Genomic DNA, 19,982 nt, shown 5'->3' on the forward strand with positions numbered 1-19,982 from the left:
CCGTTGGGAGCGGCAGCCGTGACAGCTGCGGCGGCCGCCTCGATGCCGGCCTGGCTCGACAGGTCCGCCTGCACGAATGTGCCGCTGAATTCGGTGGGAGCGTTGCGGTCAATGCCGATCAGCAGGACACCTCGCTTGCTGAGAATCTGTGCTGTCCGGGCGCCGATGCCGGACGAAACCCCCGTAAGGACGATGGGCAGCTGCTCTTGGAACATGGAGACTCCTCGTTAGTGCGTGACGTGATTCACTCCATAGTGACAACGGGAACCAATCCATTCTCGCAGCCTTTCCGTTGGACGGAAAGGTCCGGGCAGAGTGTGATCGGTGCCATGAGACTGGGATGAGAAATCCCATTCCGCCGAAAGGACAGGCCATGACGGCAGCCCACTATCAGGTTTTGGACCCTGCCACGCTTGAGCTCGTGGGGCACGCTCCGGAAAACACCGACCAGGATGTCGAGCAGGCGGTTGCCGCCGCCCGCCGGGCCGCGCCCCGCTGGGCTGCCGACCGCGAAGCCCGCCGTGCTGCCCTTCGCACAGGCGCTGCCCTGATCCGCCGCGATCTGGATTCCCTGGCCACCCTGCTCTCCCGGGAGCAGGGCAAGCCCAAGGCGGACGCTGAGGGTGAATTCTCCGTGGCTGCTGGCCTTTTCGAATATTATGCGGATCTCAAATGGGACGAAGCCCAGCAGCTTGAACCGCGCGCCGACCGCAGCCTGGAGGTCCAGTACCGGCCGGTTGGGGTCGTTGGCACCATCACACCGTGGAACTTCCCCATCTCCCTGCTCAGTGTGAAACTCGCCCCCGCCCTGGTAGCCGGCTGCACCGTTATCGCCAAGCCCTCCCCCTCCACTCCCCTGTCCACCATTGCGCTGGTGGACCTGCTCAATGAGGTCCTCCCCGCAGGGGTGCTGCAAGTCCGGACGAGTTCGCGGCGGACCGTTAATGTTGCACTGAGCACTTCTCCGGGCATCCGCAAGATTTCCTTCACCGGCTCCACGGATGTGGGCATATCCATCGCCCAGCAGGCCGCCTCCACGGTCAAGCGCGTCACCATGGAGCTCGGCGGCAACGATCCTGCCATCGTGCTGGATGATGCTGATATCGCTGTCACTGCCCGCGGAATCGTCGCAAGCGCCTTCCGCAACGCCGGCCAGGTCTGCATGGCGGTCAAGCGTGTCTATGTTCCCCGCAGCCGCAGCGCGGAACTGGCCGAGGCCATCGCCGCCGAGGCTTCCCGTCACGTACTGGGCCACGGCATCGCGGACGGCACCACCCTGGGACCGATGCACAACGAGTCACAGCTCAAACTCGTCCGCGCCCTGGTGGACTCCGCAGTTGGTGCCGGCGCCCGTGTCATCACCGGCGGCAGCGCCGGCTGCGACCTGCCCGGCTACTTCCTCTCCCCCACGGTGGTCATTGATGCCGAGCCGGGCATGGATCTGGTGGAACAGGAACAGTTCGGTGCGGCCCTGCCGATCGTGGCCTACGACAACCTCGAAGAGACCATTTCCGGCCTGAACGCCGGGGAATTCGGCCTGGGCGCTTCCGTCTGGAGCCCCGACCAGGAGCGTGCCTATGCAACCGCCTCGCGGATTGAGGCCGGAACCGTGTGGGTCAACCAGCACACCCTGGTGGAACCGGACGCCCCGTTCGGAGGCTGGAAGGCGTCCGGCGTCGGCCGTGAACGTGGCCGCTGGGGCCTGGAGGAATACCTGGAAACCCGCGTCATCAATGCCCGCCCCCACTCCTGACCCCGCAACACTGCAGAAGGACTTCCCGTGAGCGTCGAACTGATCACTCTTGGCACCGCCGCCGGACCGGCCATCCGCGGGCCGGAAAACGGTATCTCCAGCGCACTGGTAGTGGGCGATGCCTTCTACATGGTGGACTTCGGTCTGGGCTGCTCCCGCGCAGCCCACGAGGCGGGACTCCGGGGCAAGGATTTCGTGGCAGGTTTTGTCACCCACCTGCACTCCGACCATGTGGTGGAACTGCCCGGTTTTCTGCTGTGGAACTGGGGCAACCCGGTGGAGGGCTTCACCGGACCCGTCTCCATTGTGGGTCCGGGCAAGGATGCCACCCGCACCGGCGGTGCAGGGCTTTCCGGGACGGGTGAGCTGGTGTCCCACTCTTTGAAGGCCTTCTCCTATGACATCGACATCCGGGTCCACGACGAGGCCCGCCCGGACCTGACGTCTCTGGTGCGCACCGTGGATCTGGCCACCCCCGCGCACAGGTCACCTGAAGCGGACCGCCCCTTTGACGTCTACGAGGATGACAGGGTCAAAGTCACCGGCATCCTGGTGGAGCACCCTCCCGTGCGACCTGCGCTGGCCTTCCGCTTCGAAACCGACGCCGGCTCAGTGGTGTTCTCCGGCGACACAGCAGAATGCGAGGCCATGGTGGTGCTCGCCAAGGACGCGGACGTCCTGGTGCATGAAGCGGTAAACCTTGGCTTCTATGCGGACAAAGGCTTTTCGCCGGAATTCCTCAACCACCAGCAGATCGCACACACCCCGCCGGAAGGGGCAGGCCGGATGGCGTCCGCCGCAGGGGTTGGCCGCCTTGTCCTGTCCCACCTGGCGGGCCGCGCGGAGCCGCAATGGTGGCGCAGCCGCGCCGCCTCAGCATTTGACGGCCCCGTGGACGTCGCAGTCAGCGGCCAGCGATTTCCCATCGGCACCCCTGTGCTGGCGCCGGCCTGAGGAGGGCGAACAAGGACTCCCGCCCTGTCACCTGCCGCAAGGACAACTCTTGAGACTGCCGCCGCCCGCAATGACACCAGATAACAAAAGGACGACGGCGGGCAGCGCCTGGCTTGCCGTCCTCGCGGCGGGCATCGCTGCTGCCATGCATATCTGGAAGCTCCCTGCCGCCTTGGTCGGCATCCAAGCCGATCTAGGTACAACGCTGATCCAGGCCGGCCTGCTGCTTGGCATCATCCAGCTTGCCAGCGTCGTCGGAGGGCTGGCAACGGCCGTTTGTGGTGAACTGGTAGGACTGCGCAGGCTTCTGCTTACCGGGTTGGCCCTGCTCAGTGTCGCCTCTGTGCTCGGAGCGCTTGCCCCCACCACCGAGCTGTTGATGGCATCGCGGACCGTGGAAGGCGTGGGATTCCTACTGGCCGTCGTCGTCGCCCCTGCACTTATCCGCAAGGTGACCCCGCCCAAGCAGTTGAACGTTGCGCTGGCAAGCTGGGGCGCATTTCAAGGTGTGGCAACGCTGATAGGCCTGTCCGCTGGGGCCCTCTTCCTGCAGGCCGCGGGCTGGCGCGAGTGGTGGCTGGTAATGGCCGTCCTCACGCTTTTGCCGGTGCCTCTGCTGCTGCGCCGGGTACCAAGGGATATGCCCCCTGCCGTCCCCGGACTGCAGTCCGCGCTCCGCAAGGTGGGGCGAACAGTGGTCACTCGCCAACCATGGATCACTGGGGTGGTATTCGCCTGCTATACCGCGCAGTGGATTGCTGTGCTCGGTTTCCTGCCGTCAATTTACCGGTCAGCCGGATTGGAAGGCCCGTTGCCTGGCATCCTCAGCGCTATTGTGGGCGGGGTCAACGCGGTCGGCGCATTCAGCGCAGGACCTCTAATCCAGCGCGGCCTCTCCGAGCGGACAATCATGTTCTGGACCTTCCTGGCTATGTCTGCAGCGTCCGTTGCGACGTTCGCCGTGGGCTGGGAGACCGTCGGAAATGGCGTCCTTTTCCAGTTCGCGTTCATCGCTGTGTTCTCCGCCGTCGGCGGCCTCATTCCTGCCGCGGTGACCAGGTACTCTGTCCGCATTGCCCCCGCAGACGGTTCTGTCACCGCGGTGCTGGGCCTGACGCAGCAGATCTTCAACGTGGGAAACTTCTTGGGCCCCATGCTGTTTGCTCTGCTCGCCACCAGCACCGGCGGCTGGGGCACCACGTGGTGGCTGACCTGCGCTCTGAGCACTGCGGGAATGGCCTTGTTGGCGTTCATGGGAAAAGGTGATGCCAACATTCACGGAGTTGCGCGGCGTTCCGAAAAGCCGCTTTCCACCCAACGGAAAGCTGAACTGTAAGGCGGATCACACAAGCTTAGAGTCAAGGAAATGCCGCTCCAACGGCAATATCTCCCCTTCAACGATTGGGCATACCGTGTTTGAAACTCCCCTCACCATAACGGCGGGCTCCGCAACGTCGCGCGATCCCCGTACCTGGTCGCGGGCCAAGCGCAACCGCTACGGCTGGTTCATGACCTTCAGCCTCCTCTTCCTCATGATGCTCAGCTGGGCTGACAAGGCGGTGCTCGGCATTGCCGCCGTGCCGCTGATGAAAGAGCTGGGCATCACGCCCGAACAGTTCGGTCTGGTGGGCAGCGCCATGTTCCTGACCTTCGGCGTGGCCCAGCTCGTGGCGGCTCCCATCGCCAACAGGGTTTCCAGCAAGTGGATCCTGGTGGTCCTGTGCCTGCTGTGGTCTGTGGCACAGGTCCCCATCCTTCTGTTCGCGTCGCTGCCTGCGCTCTGGGCAAGTCGTCTGCTGCTTGGAGCCGGCGAGGGCCCGCTCGCACCGGTTCTGATGCATGGCATCTACAAGTGGTTCCCCGAGAAGAAGGGTGCCACCCCGGCGGCCCTGGCATCATCCGGCGTGACCTTGGGCATTGTGGCATTCGCCCCCGTCCTGGCCTGGGTCATCGGGCAATTCGGGTGGCAGACCGCGTTCGCGGTACTGGCAATCGTAGGGCTGATCTGGTCTGTTTTTTGGGTCATTGTCGGCAAGGAAGGCCCGTACACCAGCCGGAAGGCCGAGCAGGAGATCGACGGTATCGCTCCGAAGGAAGCTCCTGTCGTGGCAGAGGCCAAGGTCCGGTACTGGCGCACCATTCTTTCCCCCAGCTGGATCTTCGCGGTCCTTGCCTCGTTCTTTGGCTACTGGACGTTTACCCTGGCCATGTCCTGGGGACCGGCCTACTTCCAGAATGTCCTGGGCTTCAGCGGACAGCAGTCCGGCGCCATGATCGCCCTCCCCGCGGCCTGGGGAACCATTGCCACGGTAGGGTTGAGCGCGCTGACCCAGCGCCTGCACCTGAAGGGAATTCCTACTAGGAAGGCACGCGGCTGGGTACTCGGCGGCGCCGGAACCTTCGCCGGAGCCTGCCTGGTCGCAGCCACCATGACCGCCTCCCCCGTGCTGTCCATCGTCCTCATGGTCTTCGGCTTCGGCACCGCCCCGGCACTCTTCGCCATCACCTACCTCGTGGTCGCAGAGCTAACCACCATCGGCCAGCGCGGCGCCAACCTTTCAATCGCCAATGCAGTCCTCACCACCGGCGGTGTGTTCGCACCGGCAGTGTCGGGTTTTCTGATCGGCGGCGCGGCCACCCCCGCTGAAGGCTACCGTGCAGCTTTTGCCCTGGCTGGCGGTCTCTTGCTGACATTCGGCGTCCTTGCCCTGATCTTCGTCAACCAACAGCGCGACCGCCGCCGGCTCGGCCTTGATACAACTGCCGTCCCCGCGGCCGCTTCACTGCCCACTGGTTCCGCCACCCCCGTCGGCGCGGAGCCTGAGTCCTTGGAAGCGGGCAACCGGGCATAAGTCCGAGGGCAGGTAAGCGGAAGAGAGGCCAACAGCCCCTCTTCCGCTTACCTGCCCTCCTGTCGCCAGCATGGATTTGGAGACCGGGCGGTGACTGCTCGCCTCGGAAACATGAACCGGTCACCGGCACTGGGGCCTCCGCATCAACGCCCACTGAATAACACACGATGGACCCGGAAGGACAATCATGGAGGACCTAAAGGCCGGCGGCGGACGATCCGGCTTCTCGGAACGAGTCCTGCGCGGCGGCATCGAACCTGACCCCAGGTTCACGCTCGCAAATGAACGCACGTTTCTGGCCTGGATCCGAACGTCGTTGGCATTGCTTGCCGGAGGTGTAGCTATCGAAGCCTTAACGGCCGACCTTTTCAACGACGGACTGCGTCAATCGGTCGCCGTTTTACTCCTCGTGCTCGCACTCCTGATTGGCGGCGGGTCGTTCTTCCGCTGGCTCAACGTTGAACGCTCCATGCGCCGACAGGAGCCGCTCCCGCTGCCCTGGACCGCCCCGATCCTGGCGATCGGCGGTGCCCTCGTCGCCGCGACGATGATGGTCTTCGCCCTCGGGCGCCCCTTCTGACCCGTGACCTCGATGCGTCAAACACCAACCCATGGTGACCCAGGGCTGCAGCCGGAACGCACGGACCTGGCATGGGGGCGCACCACCCTGTCCATGGTGGTTGCGGCGGCCGTTTTCCTTCGCTGGATGCCGCACCACGGCTGGTTTGCCGGCACCCTTGTCGCGGCAACACTCATCACAGCACTCGCCATCCACAGCTCCCGCAAGCGACGCTTCCATCGCGCAATCAGCGGCATCAACCAGGAAGCCATTACTCCCGATCTGGTTTCAGCCGCCGCCGTGGCGGCCAGCGTCGTCGTCCTTGCCGGACTGGGACTCTACACCGTCCTGCTCGTTCCTTCGGAGCGGTGACATCAGTGAAACTTGGCAACGCGTGGCTTGGGCATGTGTCGAGCGGGCACCGTTGAGAATACGAGTCCAGCAGGGCTGGTGGAAAGCAGCCGCAGGAGCTTCAGAGAACCAGGGGCGGCCAAAACAGAACTGCTCCCCGCCAGCACCGGTCGCTTCGCCCCAAACTCCGGGGATCAGAACAGCTCAGCACGGTGGTAGCTGTGCCTTGTTCCGGTTGTATGTTCCCCTCATTTCAGAAACGCTCCGGACGTAGCCTTCCGCATCGTCCGCGTATGTTTCAACTGAATCATCCGATCGGAGGCCGCCGGTCCTCGCAGGTATCCTTCCCAGGCAGGGCAGCGGCGCTAATTGCTCATGTGCAGTCACTTCATCCGGGTCAGGTTCAGGATTTCGCGAAGAGCAGGCCGGGCTTCGAGCCGCAGTTTTATGGAGTCCGGAAGGCCATCGACCCTGATGGTGTCCTGGGTGATATCAATGGCCAGCCTGTGGCCTGCCAGCGGCACGTTATCAACCCTGAAGTGGCCAAAGCCCTGTGGCAGTTCCGGTGCCAGCCACAGCTCATGCCAGGGAAGGACCGGGTCGAACCGCATCAGCATACGGATCAGGTGGATCGGTGCCGCCGCGGCCCACGCCTGGGGTGAACAGGCTGCGGGATACGGAACCGGGCTTGGGAATCGCGTCCTGTCCAGTCCGCAGAACAGTTCCGGAAGTCTGCCGCCAAAGTGTTCGGCTGCTTCGAAGAGTCCGTAGGCGATTCGCTGGGCCTCTTCGATAAAGCCGTATCGCATCAGCCCATGCGCTGCGAGAGTGCTGTCATGCGGCCAGACAGAGCCGTTGTGATAACTCAGCGGATTGTAGGCGCCCATGTTACTTGCCAGAGTGCGGATGCCCCAGCCGGAAAACATTTCCGGGGACATCAGCCGTTCGGCTACCTGTTTTGCTTTGTCTGTGTCAACGATTCCCATCCACAGGCAATGACCCATGTTGGAGGCAAGTGCATCTACAGGTTCCTTGTCACCGTCCAAGGCGATGGCAAAGTATCCCCGGTCCGGCAGCCAGAACCGCTCATTGAACGCCTCCTTCAGGCGGACGGCCTTGGCGCTGCAGAGATCAGCGGTTTCGGTGTCGCCTTCGTCGAGTGCCATGAGGGCGCGCCCCACATAGGCGCCATAGGTGTAGGCCTGTACCTCGCACAGCGCAATGGGCCCTCGGGCGAGGGAACCATCAGCGAAATTGATGCCGTCCCACGAATCCTTCCAGCCCTGGTTTATCAGCCCGTGTTCAGTCTGACGCTGGTATTCGACAAAGCCGTCTCCGTCACGGTCTCCGTAATTCTCAATCCAGGCCAGAGCACGGTCCGCGGCCGGGAGCAACGCGTGAACAGCTTCCGGTTCCAGACCCCACCGTCCCAGTTCGCTGAGGATCCCTACGAACAGCGGGGTTGCATCAGCGGTTCCATAGTAGATACTGCTGCCACCGAGGACGGACTCCGTGGTGTTACCCAGACGCACCTCGTGGAGTATTCGGCCGGGCTCCTCTTCCGTGGCGGGGTTCACTTCCTTGCCTTGGTGGTCGGCCAGTGTCTGGAGGGTGCCAAGTGCCAGGGAGGGGTCGAGTAGGAGGGACATGAGGGATGAGAGCAGGCTGTCCCGTCCGAACAGCGCCATGAACCACGGGGCTCCGGCCGCGGCCACGATGCGGTCGGGATGGTTTGGGTCAAAGATCCGGAGTGAACCGAGATCTTCCTGGCTTCGAAGGATTGTAGTTTGGACGGACGCGTCGCCGAGATTGGGTATGGGCATTGACATCCGCCAGGAGGAGAGGCGTTTCCGGGCCATGGCGGAAACCTCAGTCGTGCCGTATGAGGCAGTCGAAATCACTTCCTGCCCGTCAAGATAGGGCGTGGCTGTAAACCTTTGAGTCCATTTTCCGTGTGCAGGAATTGTTGGAGTGAAGACAAGCCGATGCGCCTCGACGGCCGCCCCTGGTGCACGGATGACCAGCCCATAGCGCCGACCGGCCCCGACACATTCGAGAATGAGGCTATCGCCCTCAATGAGAACCTGCTGCTTCCCCGGACTGGCTGGCGTCCCATCCTTGACCTCGAAGAGATCGGCGAAGTCCGCTCTTACGGTCAGGGCAAGCTTGAACGTGTTCGGCACGGCCAGATGATTCTCAATGGTGATGGTTTCGGTCAGGCCGGCCCCAATAATCCTTTCCCGTTCAATCAGCGACGGCACGTCAGCGCTGCCGGCGTGGCCGCCTACCCTGCCGATGAACAGGGCCCGAAAGGGTTCCAATGCGGTCGCCGCGAGAGCTTCGAGCGGAGCGTCATCAAGGCTGACGTTCCATTCAGCTATGTAGCGGGTATCGTGGAAAAACGCGCCGTGGGGACTGCCCGGGTGCATGTCACCATTGGACGATGTCAAACAAAACGAGGAGCCATCAAGGACTGTGACAGCTCCGGCGCCTGCCGGACCTGCACCGTTGTCGGCGTTCCAACCCGACATCATGCGCCTCCTAGAACATCCATCGAAAGCGCCCAAACATTTACTGTGGACGAGTTCAGTCGGACCCCGTAGTCAGCACTATGATCCCTTGTGTCGGGGGAATCAAGAGTCTGCGTTGACTCATGAAAGACGCCCGCGTAGAGGGTATCGAAGAATCATTTGAGAATGCCCGCGGGGCGGCATGTCCGCTTGGGTGGTATCTTCCGCTTCGGCTCTGTGAGCCATGGAGCTTTCAATGAGTGAACGCAGGGCTGTCACAAGGTCATCGCCTGAGCCACTCCCCTGCTTGCGCCGACATCATGCCATATCTCCACGTCGCCATAACTTGATGGAATCTTCATTATCGGCCTTCCAGGCGGAACGCCGTTCGCTGTCCCCAAAGGCGGCGTGAGTTCGTGCGACGACCCTGCGTTGCCGACCGTGTAGCTGGAGGTGACTAAATCGCCAGGACGTCCTTATCACCTAGCGTACGCATCGCACGGACCTGGAAATAAGATTGTTCCTGCAGAGCTATGAAGCGGACCTGAATAGGGCCATAGCCACGTTGACATCACATAGAGTCGGGCTGCTTATACGCCTGAAACTGCCAATATGGCAAGTTTTGTACACGCTCAATAGGGTAAATAGCCTCTGACCTGCGGAAACACTGTGCCCGAGGTGGGACTCGAACTGCATTCCAGTCCTTGCTGACACTGGGCTCCCGCGGAAACATGCGGAATCCGGCCCGGTCCGACCGATGTACGACTCAGTCCGAGGCTCAAAGTGTGGACATTGTGTACACCCCGAAGTCACCTTTCTGCACACACCAAAAAGCAACCACGCTCCCCCACTGAGGGAACGCGGTTTCTGTTTGCGCTGCGTGACTCGGCAGACGAGGTGGCCCCTTCCCAGATTTCATGCGACACCACCTGCCAGAGTCGGAGCACGCACTCCCCCGTAGGCCGGCCTACGCATCAGACAGGACCTTCATGGCGGTAACGCCTCCTTCACCCATCTCATCATGTGTTCGGCAAACACGCGCTTGACAATGCCAAGGAGCCGCAACGCGCATGGGCCTCCCGGCAGCAGACTCAGGGTCGCGAACCTGTCCTAACTCAGAGCAGCCATCCAGCAGACGTGACAACCCCGCGACAACGGATTAACGGCTAAGGGCCCCGCGGCGCTGGCCGCGGGGCCCTTTAGGAGTCTATGAAGGCCAAGTCGTCGCGCTGCATCCCTCATCGGCAACTGGTCGCTGCCTTGCCATTCCCTCTGCTGGATCCGCAACAACAATGTGCACTGTCATCTTCCGCCGCAATTGTGCATCGCTATAAGCTCCTGGCTGATAACGATGGCGACATTAGCCGTTGTGTACAACAGTCACCTCGCCTGAGGCCGGGGACAGCACGGCTACGGATTGGGTCTGAATGCCGCTGCCGCAAGCTCGGGACGGGCAGCAGGGGACATGACGCGGAAGGTTGACCATGACAGTCATGCCGCTGTGGCTGGGACGCGCTTCAATTTCATGTCTGCTCCAAGTGGGTCACAAGCGTTTCCGCTGGCTTGCCCGATCAAACCTAGGCGCCCGGGGATTGCAAGACAGACAACGGCAGGTGTCGAGAAGGTGGAGCATGCGCAGTAGCCGCGGCACCTTGGCTGCAGGACCCCCGGCTGTGATCACCAGCGGGCATACCCTCAAGGACCTCGGCAGTAGCAGAGGCCTTCAATAAGTTGGCGGGGACCGCAACACCCGCTAGGACCAGACCAGAAGCTCAACCTGGACTTCCCGGCCTTCCATCCGCAAGGGATGTAGTTGGTCGGCGACAAGTCTTCCTCAGCAATGTCGAGATCATCGAACCCACGGTGCGCCGCCCCTCGCCCGTCGACGGTTACGACTGCACAACAACAAGGGCCGCGGCGACATTTATGTCATCGACCGGCACGGAAAGCTGCTGAACGACATCGTCCTGGGTAAGGACACGATTCATCACCCCGGCCGCACGGAGTACGAGCTGTTCACCCGGAACATGTCCCTCTGCTGTACAGAACTTTAATCTGGACAGCAGTAAAGTGATGTGTTTCACTTGAACAACCACGGATCTGACACGAAGATGAGGGAGAGCCGAATGAGTTTTGAAGCAGTGGGACGTCGCGGATTTATCAAGATCACAGCGGCAGCGGGTGGGACGTTATTTCTGGGAGGCCTCACGGCGTGCGGCCAGAACAGTGGCGGCAGCGGCGGCGGTGACAAGGGATATTCCGGCGACGTTGCTATTACTGGTCTGGCCAGTCTTATTCACTCCGCCCCCTTCTTCATCGCCCAGTCGGAGGGCTACTACGAGGAAGAGGGGCTGACTCTTGAGCATATTCAGTTCCCAGGAGGGCTTGACACTGTTCGAGGAATCGAATCCGGCATAGGTTTCGGTACGTCGTCCACTATTCCGGTCTTTATCGCGGCCGAGAAGGGCATGGACGTAAAGATCTTCGGCAACGTATATACGGCGGCTTCTGTCGACTTCATTGCGCTGCCCGATTCTCCCGTCACTTCCATTGAGGATGTCAGGGGCAAGAAAGTGGCGGTTAGCACGCCAGGATCAAACTCCTCTTACTTCGCAGAGCGCACCCTGCGGGCCGCTGGCATAATCCCGGGCAAGGACGTTGAACTTATCAGCGTCGGCTCAGCGAGCGATTCCTGGACCGCCGTCTCCCAGAAAGTTGTTGACGTAGCGTGGACGGCTTCGCCGCTTTCTGAGAAGATCGCCTCCGAAAGCGGAGCGAAGGTGATCTGGCGTTCCCGCGACTACGTAACGGACTGGTCGGACACCTGCCTCGTGGCGAGAGGATCCTTCATCGATGAAAATACCGAGGCGTTGAAGGGCTGGGGCCGTGCGCTCAAGAAGGCGATGGACCTGATTACCAACGACCTCGAAAAGGCCGCCGACGCCTACGGGAAGGCAATCAAATACGAGCCCAAGGTGGCTCTTGAGGCGCTGAAGAACTCGCAGAACTTCTACAGTCTGGACTTCACCGATGCCCAGCTGGCCGCCGTCGTCGCCGCCGGTAAAGAACAAGGCCAGATCACCAAAGAACCGGATATGAACGCCATCGTTATGAGGAACTTCCTTTCATGAGCCAGACATCCCCGATTGATTCAGTAGGACACGACAGTGACGTCGTTTTCGACAATATCGGAATGACTTTCGGTACCGCGACGGGAGTCACCCACGCAGTCGCTAACGTTTCGGGTGCCATACCGGAAGGCAAATTCGTTTCCGTTATCGGTCCCAGCGGCTGCGGAAAAAGCACTTTGCTTGACATGGTCGGCGGCCTGCTGAAGCCCACGCAGGGTTCGGTCAGCATAAACGGTGAAAGCGTGACCGGCCCTCGGCGGGACACTGCCATGGTGTTCCAAGAGGACTCCACCCTGCACTGGCGCACAGTACTGGACAATGTCGCTTTCGGCCTAGAGGTCAAAGGCGTTCCGAAAGCTGAGCGCTATGAGAGCGCGCGCCGCATGATTGAACTTGTTGGGCTCTCCGGTTTCGAGGACCACCGGCCCGGTCAGCTTTCCGGTGGAATGAAGCAGCGCGTCGCGATCGCCCGGGCCTTGGCCATGGAGCCGCGCGTCCTGCTCATGGACGAGCCTTTCGGCGCACTGGATCAGCAGACCAGGCAATTCATTGGCCGGGAACTGCTCCGTATCTGGGAAAAGACACGCAATCGCGTGCTGTTCATCACCCATGACATTCAGGAAGCCGTGTACCTCTCCGACGAGGTCTGGGTCATGTCAGCCAGGCCCTCCGTTGTCAAAGAGGTTGTAACCATCGATCTGCCACGGCCCCGGCCGGAAGGCACGCACGCGCTGCCAAGGTTCCGTGAGTTGGAAGACCACCTGTGGGCGCTGGTAAAGGTTGAGGCGGAAAAAACGCTTGGACCAGGGGCGCGGCTGGCGTGAACGTTTTGGAAAAGCCCCCGGTCGTACCGGCCAAGCAAAAGGCCGCTGTGGTACCGCGTTCATCCCTGGTCCGTTGGGCAATCATTGTGGCGCTTGTCGCTGTCCTTGAGCTCACCACCAGAATAGGCATGATCAGCCAGTCCCTCATGGTGCCACCATCGGAGATTCTGACTCGGCTGGCCTCCATCGTCCCCACGGAACAGTTTGGGCAAGACGCAGCCCGAACTCTGACTACCATCCTGGTGGCGTTCACCATCGGACTTGTACTGGGAGTTCCCCTGGGGGTTTTCTTATGGCGGGTACCGGCTGCAGGGCGCATCCTTGAGCCCTTCATCGTCACGGGCTATGCAATGCCCACTTTGTTGTTTTATCCGGTTCTTTTGGCCGTGATGGGACTCAACGCGGGACCGATCATCGTAATAGCCGCATCGATGTCCCTGATCCCAATTGCGCTGACCACGATGGTTGCCCTGAACGCCATCAAGCCTATACTTCACAAGCTCGCCAATTCCGTCAGCGCCTCCCCGCGGCAGTACTACTTGAAAGTTCTCTTTCCGGCGGCGACGCCGCTTATTTTCCCGGGCGTGAAGCTCGGATTTATCTACGCAGTCATCGGCACCGTTGCCATGGAGTTCATCCTCGCGTCCCAAGGAGTCGGCTTCCGGGCGGGCCTCTACTACCGGGAACTCAACACGGCAGACATGTGGGCTTATATCGCTGTTGTCATCGTTCTCAGCGTATTGGTCAACAGCGTGCTTACCTGGCTGGAGAAACGCATCAGAAGGGACATGCTGTGAGTACCGATATAACCATTCCTTCGTTGCCGACAGTCACCACTCAACAGAGTGCGAACAGATCCAAAGTCATCCGGGACAACGTCTGGCGTGCTGCCGTATTGGTGGCCTTGGTGCTCCTGTGGGCGCTGCTGTCTTCCATGAGTGACCTCGTCGCTTCGCCCACTGACTCGCTCAACGCGCTAGCGAAGCGCTTCGCCGATGGCTCTATTTACCGGCACCTCAACGCGACTCTGCAGGCGGTGGCTATCGGTTTCCTCATCGCCGCTGCCATAGGCTTTCCACTGGGCTATGCCATTGGGCGGAGTAAGTTTCTCGGTGCTGTCTTCGATCCCATCGTCGCAGGCGCCTTCGCCATCCCGCGCGTAATCTTTTTTCCCATCCTTCTCCAGATTTTCGGAGTGGGTGTGGGAGCGCAGTCGGCGATGGCCGCGTTGGCAGCGGTATTCCCTATCATGGTCTCAACGACCGCTGGCGTTCGTGCCATCAACCCGCTCCTGCCTAAGCTGGCACGCTCGCTGAGCTTATCCCCGCTGCATACCGTGACCAAGATATACGTTCCGGCCATGGCACCCTCGCTCATGGTTGGCATCCGTATTGGCTTCAGTATCGCGTTCATCAACGTGATCATCGCCGAATTCTTCGCTGCGCGGGCCGGTCTCGGGCTTTTGGCGCTGCGGGCCTACGGCATGTTGGACTTGCCAACCATGTACGGCATCATCGTGCTCCTCGCTGCGATCGCACTGGCCGGGAACCTCGCGCTGTGGGCAGTCGAACGGCGGCTGGGCAACAAGCTCTAGCCCCCAAGGGGCCTGCACGCCCATCACCACGGTGTCTGACTACTGAACCGTCTAAGAAAGGGGAAAGCATGTCTGCGACTGCTGCCCGAGAGGAATACCAGAGGTTAAGGTCCCAATTCAAGGAAAAAGGACTGGGCGGAAGGATCGGGTTTGGGAACCGGCCGGCGCTTCTGGTGGTTGACATGATCCGCGGATTCACGGATGCGAGATCGCCCCTGGCCGGAGACCTTGACGAACAACTAAAGGCAGCCCAGGAACTTCTTGGAAGGGCTCGGGGTGCTGGCGTTCCGATCATCTTTTCAACTGTCGCGTACGACACCGACCTGCAGGAGGCCGGTAAATGGATCCAGAAAATCCCGTCCAACAGCTGGTTGGTTGAGGGAAGCGAATGGGTGGAACTCGACGACAGGCTAGAGCGCCAAAACAATGAAATGTTGCTGGTGAAAAAGTATGCATCCTGCTTTTTTGGCACCGATCTTGCCGCCCGACTGGTGTCCAAAGGTATCGATACGCTGATCCTCATCGGCTGCACCACCAGCGGATGCATCCGAGCTACCGCCGTGGATTCATGTTCCTACGGATTCCACACCATCGTTGTTGAGGAGGGCGTAGGAGACCGGGCTGAGCTGCCGCATCTCGCGAGCCTTTTCGACATTGACAACAAATACGGCGATGTTGTCGGGCTGGCTGAAACAAACACCTATCTCGAACATGTCCGCGGGTAAGCCCGGCACGGCAAAAAAATCGCTGTGCTGGCTCTCTAACCGGGCTCCGACCCAAGGGCGGCGTGCCATCATCCTGAAAAGGCCAGACCATGGGCGCACCAGGCGCTGACAGAACCCTGAGCATTGCCGCGACTGTATTGTTCTCGTTCGCCCTCGGAATCCTGACTGTGGTGGTGCCAATATTGGCTATCGCCGTGGGTTGCAGCGCGGTCGAAGTCGGAATGATGGTTGCACTTGCAGCAGTCTCACAGTTGGTGACCCGGATCTTCCTGGGCGCATTGATGCGCAGGGTTCCCGACAAAGTCCTCCTCGTGGGAGCAGCGCTCATGATTGCCGTCTCGTGCGCTCTGATCGCAGTCTCAGACGCGTTGGCAATTTTCGTAGTATCCCAGCTGGTCCAAGGCTCGGCTCGAGCCTTGTTCTGGACTAGCAGCCAGACGCACGCCGTCCGCACGTCGACCTCGTCTGTCAAGGGATTGACTGACGTGAATCTAGCCGCAGGGGTGGGAGCACTGCTGGGGCCTGCGCTTGCAGGTTATCTCTGGGAACTTTCGACACCGCTGCCGCTGATCGTCGGTGCAGTGGCAGGATCGGCGGCCGTCATCCCTGCCGCCCTTCTGACCAGGCTTCCCGTGTTTGCTCCGGAGCATGCCACAGGCGGAATAATGGCGCGAGGCCTCTGGCGGCGGCCCGGCGTCGATGCCGCCTGCTGGATGAACGCCGGAGCGGGCGCCTGGAAGAGCCTCTTGGACTCCTACGTTCCCATCGTGCTCTCCCTTGCCGGACAACCCGTCGCCGTCATCGGCATCCTGGTAGCCATGCCTAACGCTGCCGTTCTGGCCGGAAGTGCATCTGCGAGCTGGCTGCGCAGGCGGGGAAACAGGATCTCCCTTGCCACAGGCCTCCTGGCCACGGGGGCGGGCTTGGCCGCGGCCGGGCCACTGGCCGGCGCCGCAGTTGCCGCCGCCGCCGCCCTTGCTGTTTCCGGCGTTGGTGCCGGGATCCTCCAGACCATCGGGCCGGCGATAGCTGCAGATGAAGCGCACCCGGAAGAACGCGGGGATGCTCTCGCCCTGACTGGCACGGTGCGGGCCTCAGCGCTCTTCCTTACACCGTTTGTGATGGCCCTGCTGGTCAGCGTGGTCCCTGTTGCCGCAGCGCTGGTCACGGCCGGCGTCCTGATGACCCTTCCGGCGGCGGGAGGTATCCGCAGAAAAGACCCTCCCAGCCAAGGGGAGCCAACAGAATCAGGTCCCTGCAGGCCGTTCCAACAAAATCAGCTTGAAGCTCCCGAGAAAAAGGTGCCCGATGACAACTGAAACGATTGATACGACGGCTTCGGAGATTTCCCGGCTGAAATTGATGCACGGACACGCTATTCCACGGCTTGGCCTGGGAACCTGGCCGATGCTGGAGGACGAGTGTGAAACTGCGGTGCGTTTCGCACTGCAGAGCGGTTACCGGCTGGTTGACACAGCGTTCCAGTATAGAAACGAAGAAGCGGTCGGCCGGGGGATCCGTACCGCAGGGGTTCCCCGCTCCGAATTGTTCATTTCCAGCAAGTTCAACAAGGAGTCCCACAGCATAGATGGAGTGCAGCGCGCCTACGACGAGAGTCTGCGAAAGCTCGGCCTTGACCACCTGGACATGTTCATGTGCCACTGGCCAGTTCCGGCCTTGGGCAGGTACGTGGACGCCTGGAAGGGACTCGTGAAGTTATTGGAGGAAGGCCGTGTAAAAGCCATCGGCGTTTCCAACTTCAAACCTGCCCACCTGAAGGAAATAATCGACGCAACGGGAGTAGTTCCGGACGTAAACCAAATCCAGCTCAGCCCAGACCTGGCGCGGACGGAACCACGCGCTGTCCACAGATTATTGGGAATAGTCACCGAAGCCTGGAGCCCTATCGGCCGGTCCTCCGGTCTGCGGGCTGACCCGCTGATCGGCCACATCGCTCAGCGCCTGAACAAGTCTCCAGCCCAGGTCCTGCTGCGGTGGCATGTCCAACAGGACATCGTGCCCATACCTCAAGCGTCCGACCCGCTGTGGCTCAAGGAAAACCTATCCGTCTTCGACTTCTCGCTCAGCGCCGACGAGATGGCTGCGATCCGGCGGTTGGACAGAGGCGAGGCGGCCGCACGGGACTCTGACTCACCCGAAAACGGCCATTGATTCCGGTGTGCCCTTCTCTTCTGACAGAGAGGGGTTGACGAGCATCACATTCTGCGTCATCCTCTTGTTAACAGAAATACGCTCTGCAAAGCAGAGAACCCTAGAACTTAGCATGCGGGCCCAATGAAGGAGACCTTTCATGACAGATCAGACCAGCGTCATTCATGACGTGCAGCGGGGCATGATCCCTGCACACATCTACAACGACAAGGAGATCTTCGAGCTCGAAAAGGAGCGCCTCTTTGGACGAAGCTGGCTCTTCGTTGCCCACGAGTCGGAGGTGCCAGAAGCTGGCGACTACGTGGTGCGCCGCGTGCTGGAAGACTCGTTCATCATTTCCCGCGATGAAAAGGGCGAAATCCGTGCCCTCTTCAATATGTGTCTTCACCGCGGAATGCAGGTCTGCCGGGCCGAGATGGGAAACGCCTCACATTTCCGTTGCCCTTACCACGGCTGGTCCTACCGCAACGACGGACGCATTGTTGGCCTTCCGTTCCATAAGGAGGCCTACGGTGGCGAGGAGGGCTTCAAGAAAAAAGGGCAGACCCTGCTTCCCGCTCCGTCTTTGGGTATATACAACGGTCTCATTTTCATCAGCCTTGACCCCGACGCGGAACCTCTCGAGGACTTCCTGGGCGATTTCAAGTTCTATATGGACTACTACACCAAGCAAAGCGCTGACGGCATTGAACTCCGCGGCCCGCAGCGGTGGCGGGTCAAAGCGAACTGGAAGATCGGCGCCGAGAACTTCGCCGGCGACATGTACCACACACCCCAGACGCACACGTCGGTGGTTGAAATTGGCCTCTTCCGCGAGCCAAAGGCCGAGAAGCGCAAGGACGGAACGACGTACTGGGCCGGCAACGGCGGCGGAACCACCTACAAGCTTCCCGAGGGGACACTGGAGGAACGGCTCCGCTATGTGGGCTACCCCGACGACATGATCGCGCGGATGAAGGAACAGTGGAGCCAGGAGCAGCTCGATGTAGTGGGCAAGGACGGATTCATGGTGTCAGCCGCATCGGTCTTCCCAAACATGAGCTTCGTCCATAACTGGCCCCGCGTAGAAGAAGACTCCGACGAAGTTCTGCCGTTCATCTCCATCCGCCAATGGCAGCCCATCAGCGAAGACGAGACCGAGATCGTTTCATGGTTCGCAGTGGACAAGAATGCGTCTGAGGAATTCAAGGCGCTTTCGTACAAGGCATATCTTATGTGCTTCGGCAGCGGCGGCATGTTCGAACAGGATGACGTTGAAAACTGGGTCTCTCTGACCAGCACGGCGGGTGGCCCGATGGCGCGGCGACTGTTGCTCAACAGCCGCATGGGCATGCTGGAGAACGGGCAGAACGTCGTGGAACCTTTGACCGCCGATGAGTATTCAGGGCCAGGTTCCACCCGGATCGGGTACAGCGAATATAACCAGCGTGAACTGCTGCGGCGGTGGGCTGACCACCTTGAAAGGCCGATGGAGAAGGCGGCCCAGCTCCACGTCGGCACCGACCCGATCCAGTCACCCCCGGCTGGCGGGGCGGACCCTTCACGGGCTTCGACCGGAAACACCGCCGGAAGCACCGTTGTCCCAACTGCTCAGATCATGTCAAAGGAGGCATAGCCATGAGTGTTGAAACTGACCGCAACGGCAAGACTCTTTCCGAACAGTCCGTCCTGGGCGGGCATGCCCCGCGCACGCAGAGAACGGGAGAATCCCTCCCGTTCGACGACGCGCTCCACCTTCAGGCGCACCGCTGGCTGGTTGATGAAGCGTATCTCCTGGACGCCCAGGACTATGACGCATGGATGTCACGAATCGCTGAAGACGTGCACTATCTCATGCCCGTCCGGGTCACTACCGCCCTCGGGGCCGGTTACAGCACGTCCCCCGGCATGGCCCATCTCGATGAGAACAGGTACTCGCTCAGCCGCCGGGTAGCGCGTTTCGCCACCGAGCATGCCTGGACAGAAGACCCTCCCTCACGATTGCGCCACTACGTCACGAACGTTCGAACGTTCCGCACAGACAATCCGGACGAAATCATCGTGGATTCGGCGGTGCTGCTCTTCCGGAGCCGGGGGGATGTGCGTGAAGCCGCCACGGTGTCCGCCGGCCGGGAAGACCTTCTGCGCCGTACCGGGACAGGATGGGAACTCGCCCGCCGAACGATCATGGTGGACGAGTCGGTTATCCGGATGCAGAATCTGGCCATATTCCTATGAAAATCGGATGGGAAGGCGAGGAAGAAGACCGCCTTGCCGCCATTCGCGCGGCAGAGGAACGCGTCCGGCTGGAATCACACACCACCGGCGCTCCGATCGTCATTGCCAATGAGTTTTCCGAAGTGCACATCAGCAGGGTGGAAACACGCAATGGTTCCCGGCTGATGATCACTTCCCCGCGCTCCGGCCAGTGGGTTTCCTTGTGCCCCCTGGAACTGGAGTCGCTGACCTGGCAGGCGTCGGCAACGTTTTCGGCCATGATCGGAAACCCGTTCGGTCCACTCATCCCCGAAGATGAACGACCGCCCCAACTCAAGAAGAACAGAAACACTTAGGCCAA

At 61.1% G+C, this 19,982-nt stretch carries 17 protein-coding genes and 1 pseudogene; 16 read left to right on the plus strand and 2 right to left on the minus strand.

The window, feature by feature from the left end:
* Nucleotides 1–215 (minus strand): annotated as a pseudogene (locus tag ACS5PJ_RS21655) (short-chain dehydrogenase); the annotation flags it as partial.
* A gap of 158 nt (nucleotides 216–373) precedes the next feature.
* Here ACS5PJ_RS21655 and ACS5PJ_RS21660 point away from each other — a divergent pair.
* The 6 genes from ACS5PJ_RS21660 to ACS5PJ_RS21685 all read left to right on the plus strand — a co-directional run bounded on the left by ACS5PJ_RS21660 (nucleotide 374) and on the right by ACS5PJ_RS21685 (nucleotide 6,490).
* Nucleotides 374–1,753 carry an aldehyde dehydrogenase family protein gene (locus tag ACS5PJ_RS21660; protein ID WP_439436911.1) on the plus strand — a complete coding sequence of 460 codons (1,380 nt, stop codon included), beginning with the start codon at nucleotides 374–376 and terminating at the stop codon, nucleotides 1,751–1,753.
* Between the two features lie 27 nt (nucleotides 1,754–1,780).
* Entirely contained in the window at nucleotides 1,781–2,707 is a 927-nt protein-coding gene (locus tag ACS5PJ_RS21665; RefSeq protein ID WP_439436912.1) for an MBL fold metallo-hydrolase, read from the plus strand.
* A gap of 70 nt (nucleotides 2,708–2,777) precedes the next feature.
* A complete protein-coding gene (locus ACS5PJ_RS21670) occupies nucleotides 2,778–4,043 on the plus strand; it encodes an MFS transporter (RefSeq protein WP_439436913.1) in 1,266 nt (421 codons plus the stop codon).
* A gap of 76 nt (nucleotides 4,044–4,119) precedes the next feature.
* Nucleotides 4,120–5,559: an MFS transporter gene (locus ACS5PJ_RS21675; protein WP_439436914.1), complete on the plus strand. Its 1,440-nt coding sequence runs from the start codon at nucleotides 4,120–4,122 to the stop codon at nucleotides 5,557–5,559.
* Nucleotides 5,560–5,746: 187 nt separating this feature from the next.
* Nucleotides 5,747–6,139 carry a YidH family protein gene (locus tag ACS5PJ_RS21680; RefSeq protein ID WP_439436915.1) on the plus strand — a complete coding sequence of 131 codons (393 nt, stop codon included), beginning with the start codon at nucleotides 5,747–5,749 and terminating at the stop codon, nucleotides 6,137–6,139.
* A gap of 12 nt (nucleotides 6,140–6,151) precedes the next feature.
* Nucleotides 6,152–6,490 carry a DUF202 domain-containing protein gene (locus ACS5PJ_RS21685; RefSeq protein ID WP_439436916.1) on the plus strand — a complete coding sequence of 113 codons (339 nt, stop codon included), beginning with the start codon at nucleotides 6,152–6,154 and terminating at the stop codon, nucleotides 6,488–6,490.
* 362 nt (nucleotides 6,491–6,852) lie between these two features.
* Here ACS5PJ_RS21685 and ACS5PJ_RS21690 read toward each other — a convergent pair whose 3' ends face one another.
* A complete protein-coding gene (locus tag ACS5PJ_RS21690) occupies nucleotides 6,853–9,003 on the minus strand; it encodes an amylo-alpha-1,6-glucosidase (protein WP_439436917.1) in 2,151 nt (716 codons plus the stop codon).
* Between the two features lie 2,102 nt (nucleotides 9,004–11,105).
* On the opposite strand from ACS5PJ_RS21690, the gene ACS5PJ_RS21695 reads away from it, so the two are divergent.
* The 10 genes from ACS5PJ_RS21695 to ACS5PJ_RS21740 all read left to right on the plus strand — a co-directional run bounded on the left by ACS5PJ_RS21695 (nucleotide 11,106) and on the right by ACS5PJ_RS21740 (nucleotide 19,977).
* Nucleotides 11,106–12,110 (plus strand): ABC transporter substrate-binding protein, encoded by a 1,005-nt coding sequence (locus ACS5PJ_RS21695; RefSeq protein WP_439436918.1) that lies wholly within the window; start codon nucleotides 11,106–11,108, stop codon nucleotides 12,108–12,110.
* A complete protein-coding gene (locus ACS5PJ_RS21700; protein ID WP_439436919.1) occupies nucleotides 12,107–12,934 on the plus strand; it encodes an ABC transporter ATP-binding protein in 828 nt (275 codons plus the stop codon). The genes ACS5PJ_RS21695 and ACS5PJ_RS21700 overlap by 4 nt, the downstream gene beginning before the upstream one ends.
* Complete coding sequence (locus ACS5PJ_RS21705) at nucleotides 12,931–13,731, plus strand: ABC transporter permease (protein ID WP_439436920.1); 801 nt, start codon at nucleotides 12,931–12,933, stop codon at nucleotides 13,729–13,731. The genes ACS5PJ_RS21700 and ACS5PJ_RS21705 overlap by 4 nt, the downstream gene beginning before the upstream one ends.
* On the plus strand, nucleotides 13,728–14,528 hold the full coding sequence (locus ACS5PJ_RS21710; protein ID WP_439436921.1) for an ABC transporter permease: 801 nt from the start codon (nucleotides 13,728–13,730) through the stop codon (nucleotides 14,526–14,528). Before ACS5PJ_RS21705 ends, ACS5PJ_RS21710 begins: the two co-directional genes overlap by 4 nt.
* 68 nt (nucleotides 14,529–14,596) lie before the next feature.
* On the plus strand, nucleotides 14,597–15,253 hold the full coding sequence (locus tag ACS5PJ_RS21715; protein ID WP_439436922.1) for an N-carbamoylsarcosine amidohydrolase: 657 nt from the start codon (nucleotides 14,597–14,599) through the stop codon (nucleotides 15,251–15,253).
* Nucleotides 15,254–15,342: 89 nt separating this feature from the next.
* Nucleotides 15,343–16,572 carry an MFS transporter gene (locus ACS5PJ_RS21720; RefSeq protein WP_439436923.1) on the plus strand — a complete coding sequence of 410 codons (1,230 nt, stop codon included), beginning with the start codon at nucleotides 15,343–15,345 and terminating at the stop codon, nucleotides 16,570–16,572.
* Nucleotides 16,562–17,425: an aldo/keto reductase gene (locus ACS5PJ_RS21725; RefSeq protein WP_439436924.1), complete on the plus strand. Its 864-nt coding sequence runs from the start codon at nucleotides 16,562–16,564 to the stop codon at nucleotides 17,423–17,425. Before ACS5PJ_RS21720 ends, ACS5PJ_RS21725 begins: the two co-directional genes overlap by 11 nt.
* 139 nt (nucleotides 17,426–17,564) lie before the next feature.
* Entirely contained in the window at nucleotides 17,565–19,040 is a 1,476-nt protein-coding gene (locus tag ACS5PJ_RS21730) for a Rieske 2Fe-2S domain-containing protein (RefSeq protein ID WP_439436925.1), read from the plus strand.
* A 2-nt stretch (nucleotides 19,041–19,042) separates the two neighbouring features.
* Entirely contained in the window at nucleotides 19,043–19,642 is a 600-nt protein-coding gene (locus tag ACS5PJ_RS21735; protein ID WP_439436926.1) for a 3-phenylpropionate/cinnamic acid dioxygenase subunit beta, read from the plus strand.
* A complete protein-coding gene (locus tag ACS5PJ_RS21740) occupies nucleotides 19,639–19,977 on the plus strand; it encodes a hypothetical protein (RefSeq protein WP_364321811.1) in 339 nt (112 codons plus the stop codon). The genes ACS5PJ_RS21735 and ACS5PJ_RS21740 overlap by 4 nt, the downstream gene beginning before the upstream one ends.
* Nucleotides 19,978–19,982 lie beyond the last annotated feature (5 nt).

Origin of the sequence: Pseudarthrobacter cremeus (assembly GCF_051857465.1) — a bacterium.
Classification (GTDB): domain Bacteria; phylum Actinomycetota; class Actinomycetes; order Actinomycetales; family Micrococcaceae; genus Arthrobacter.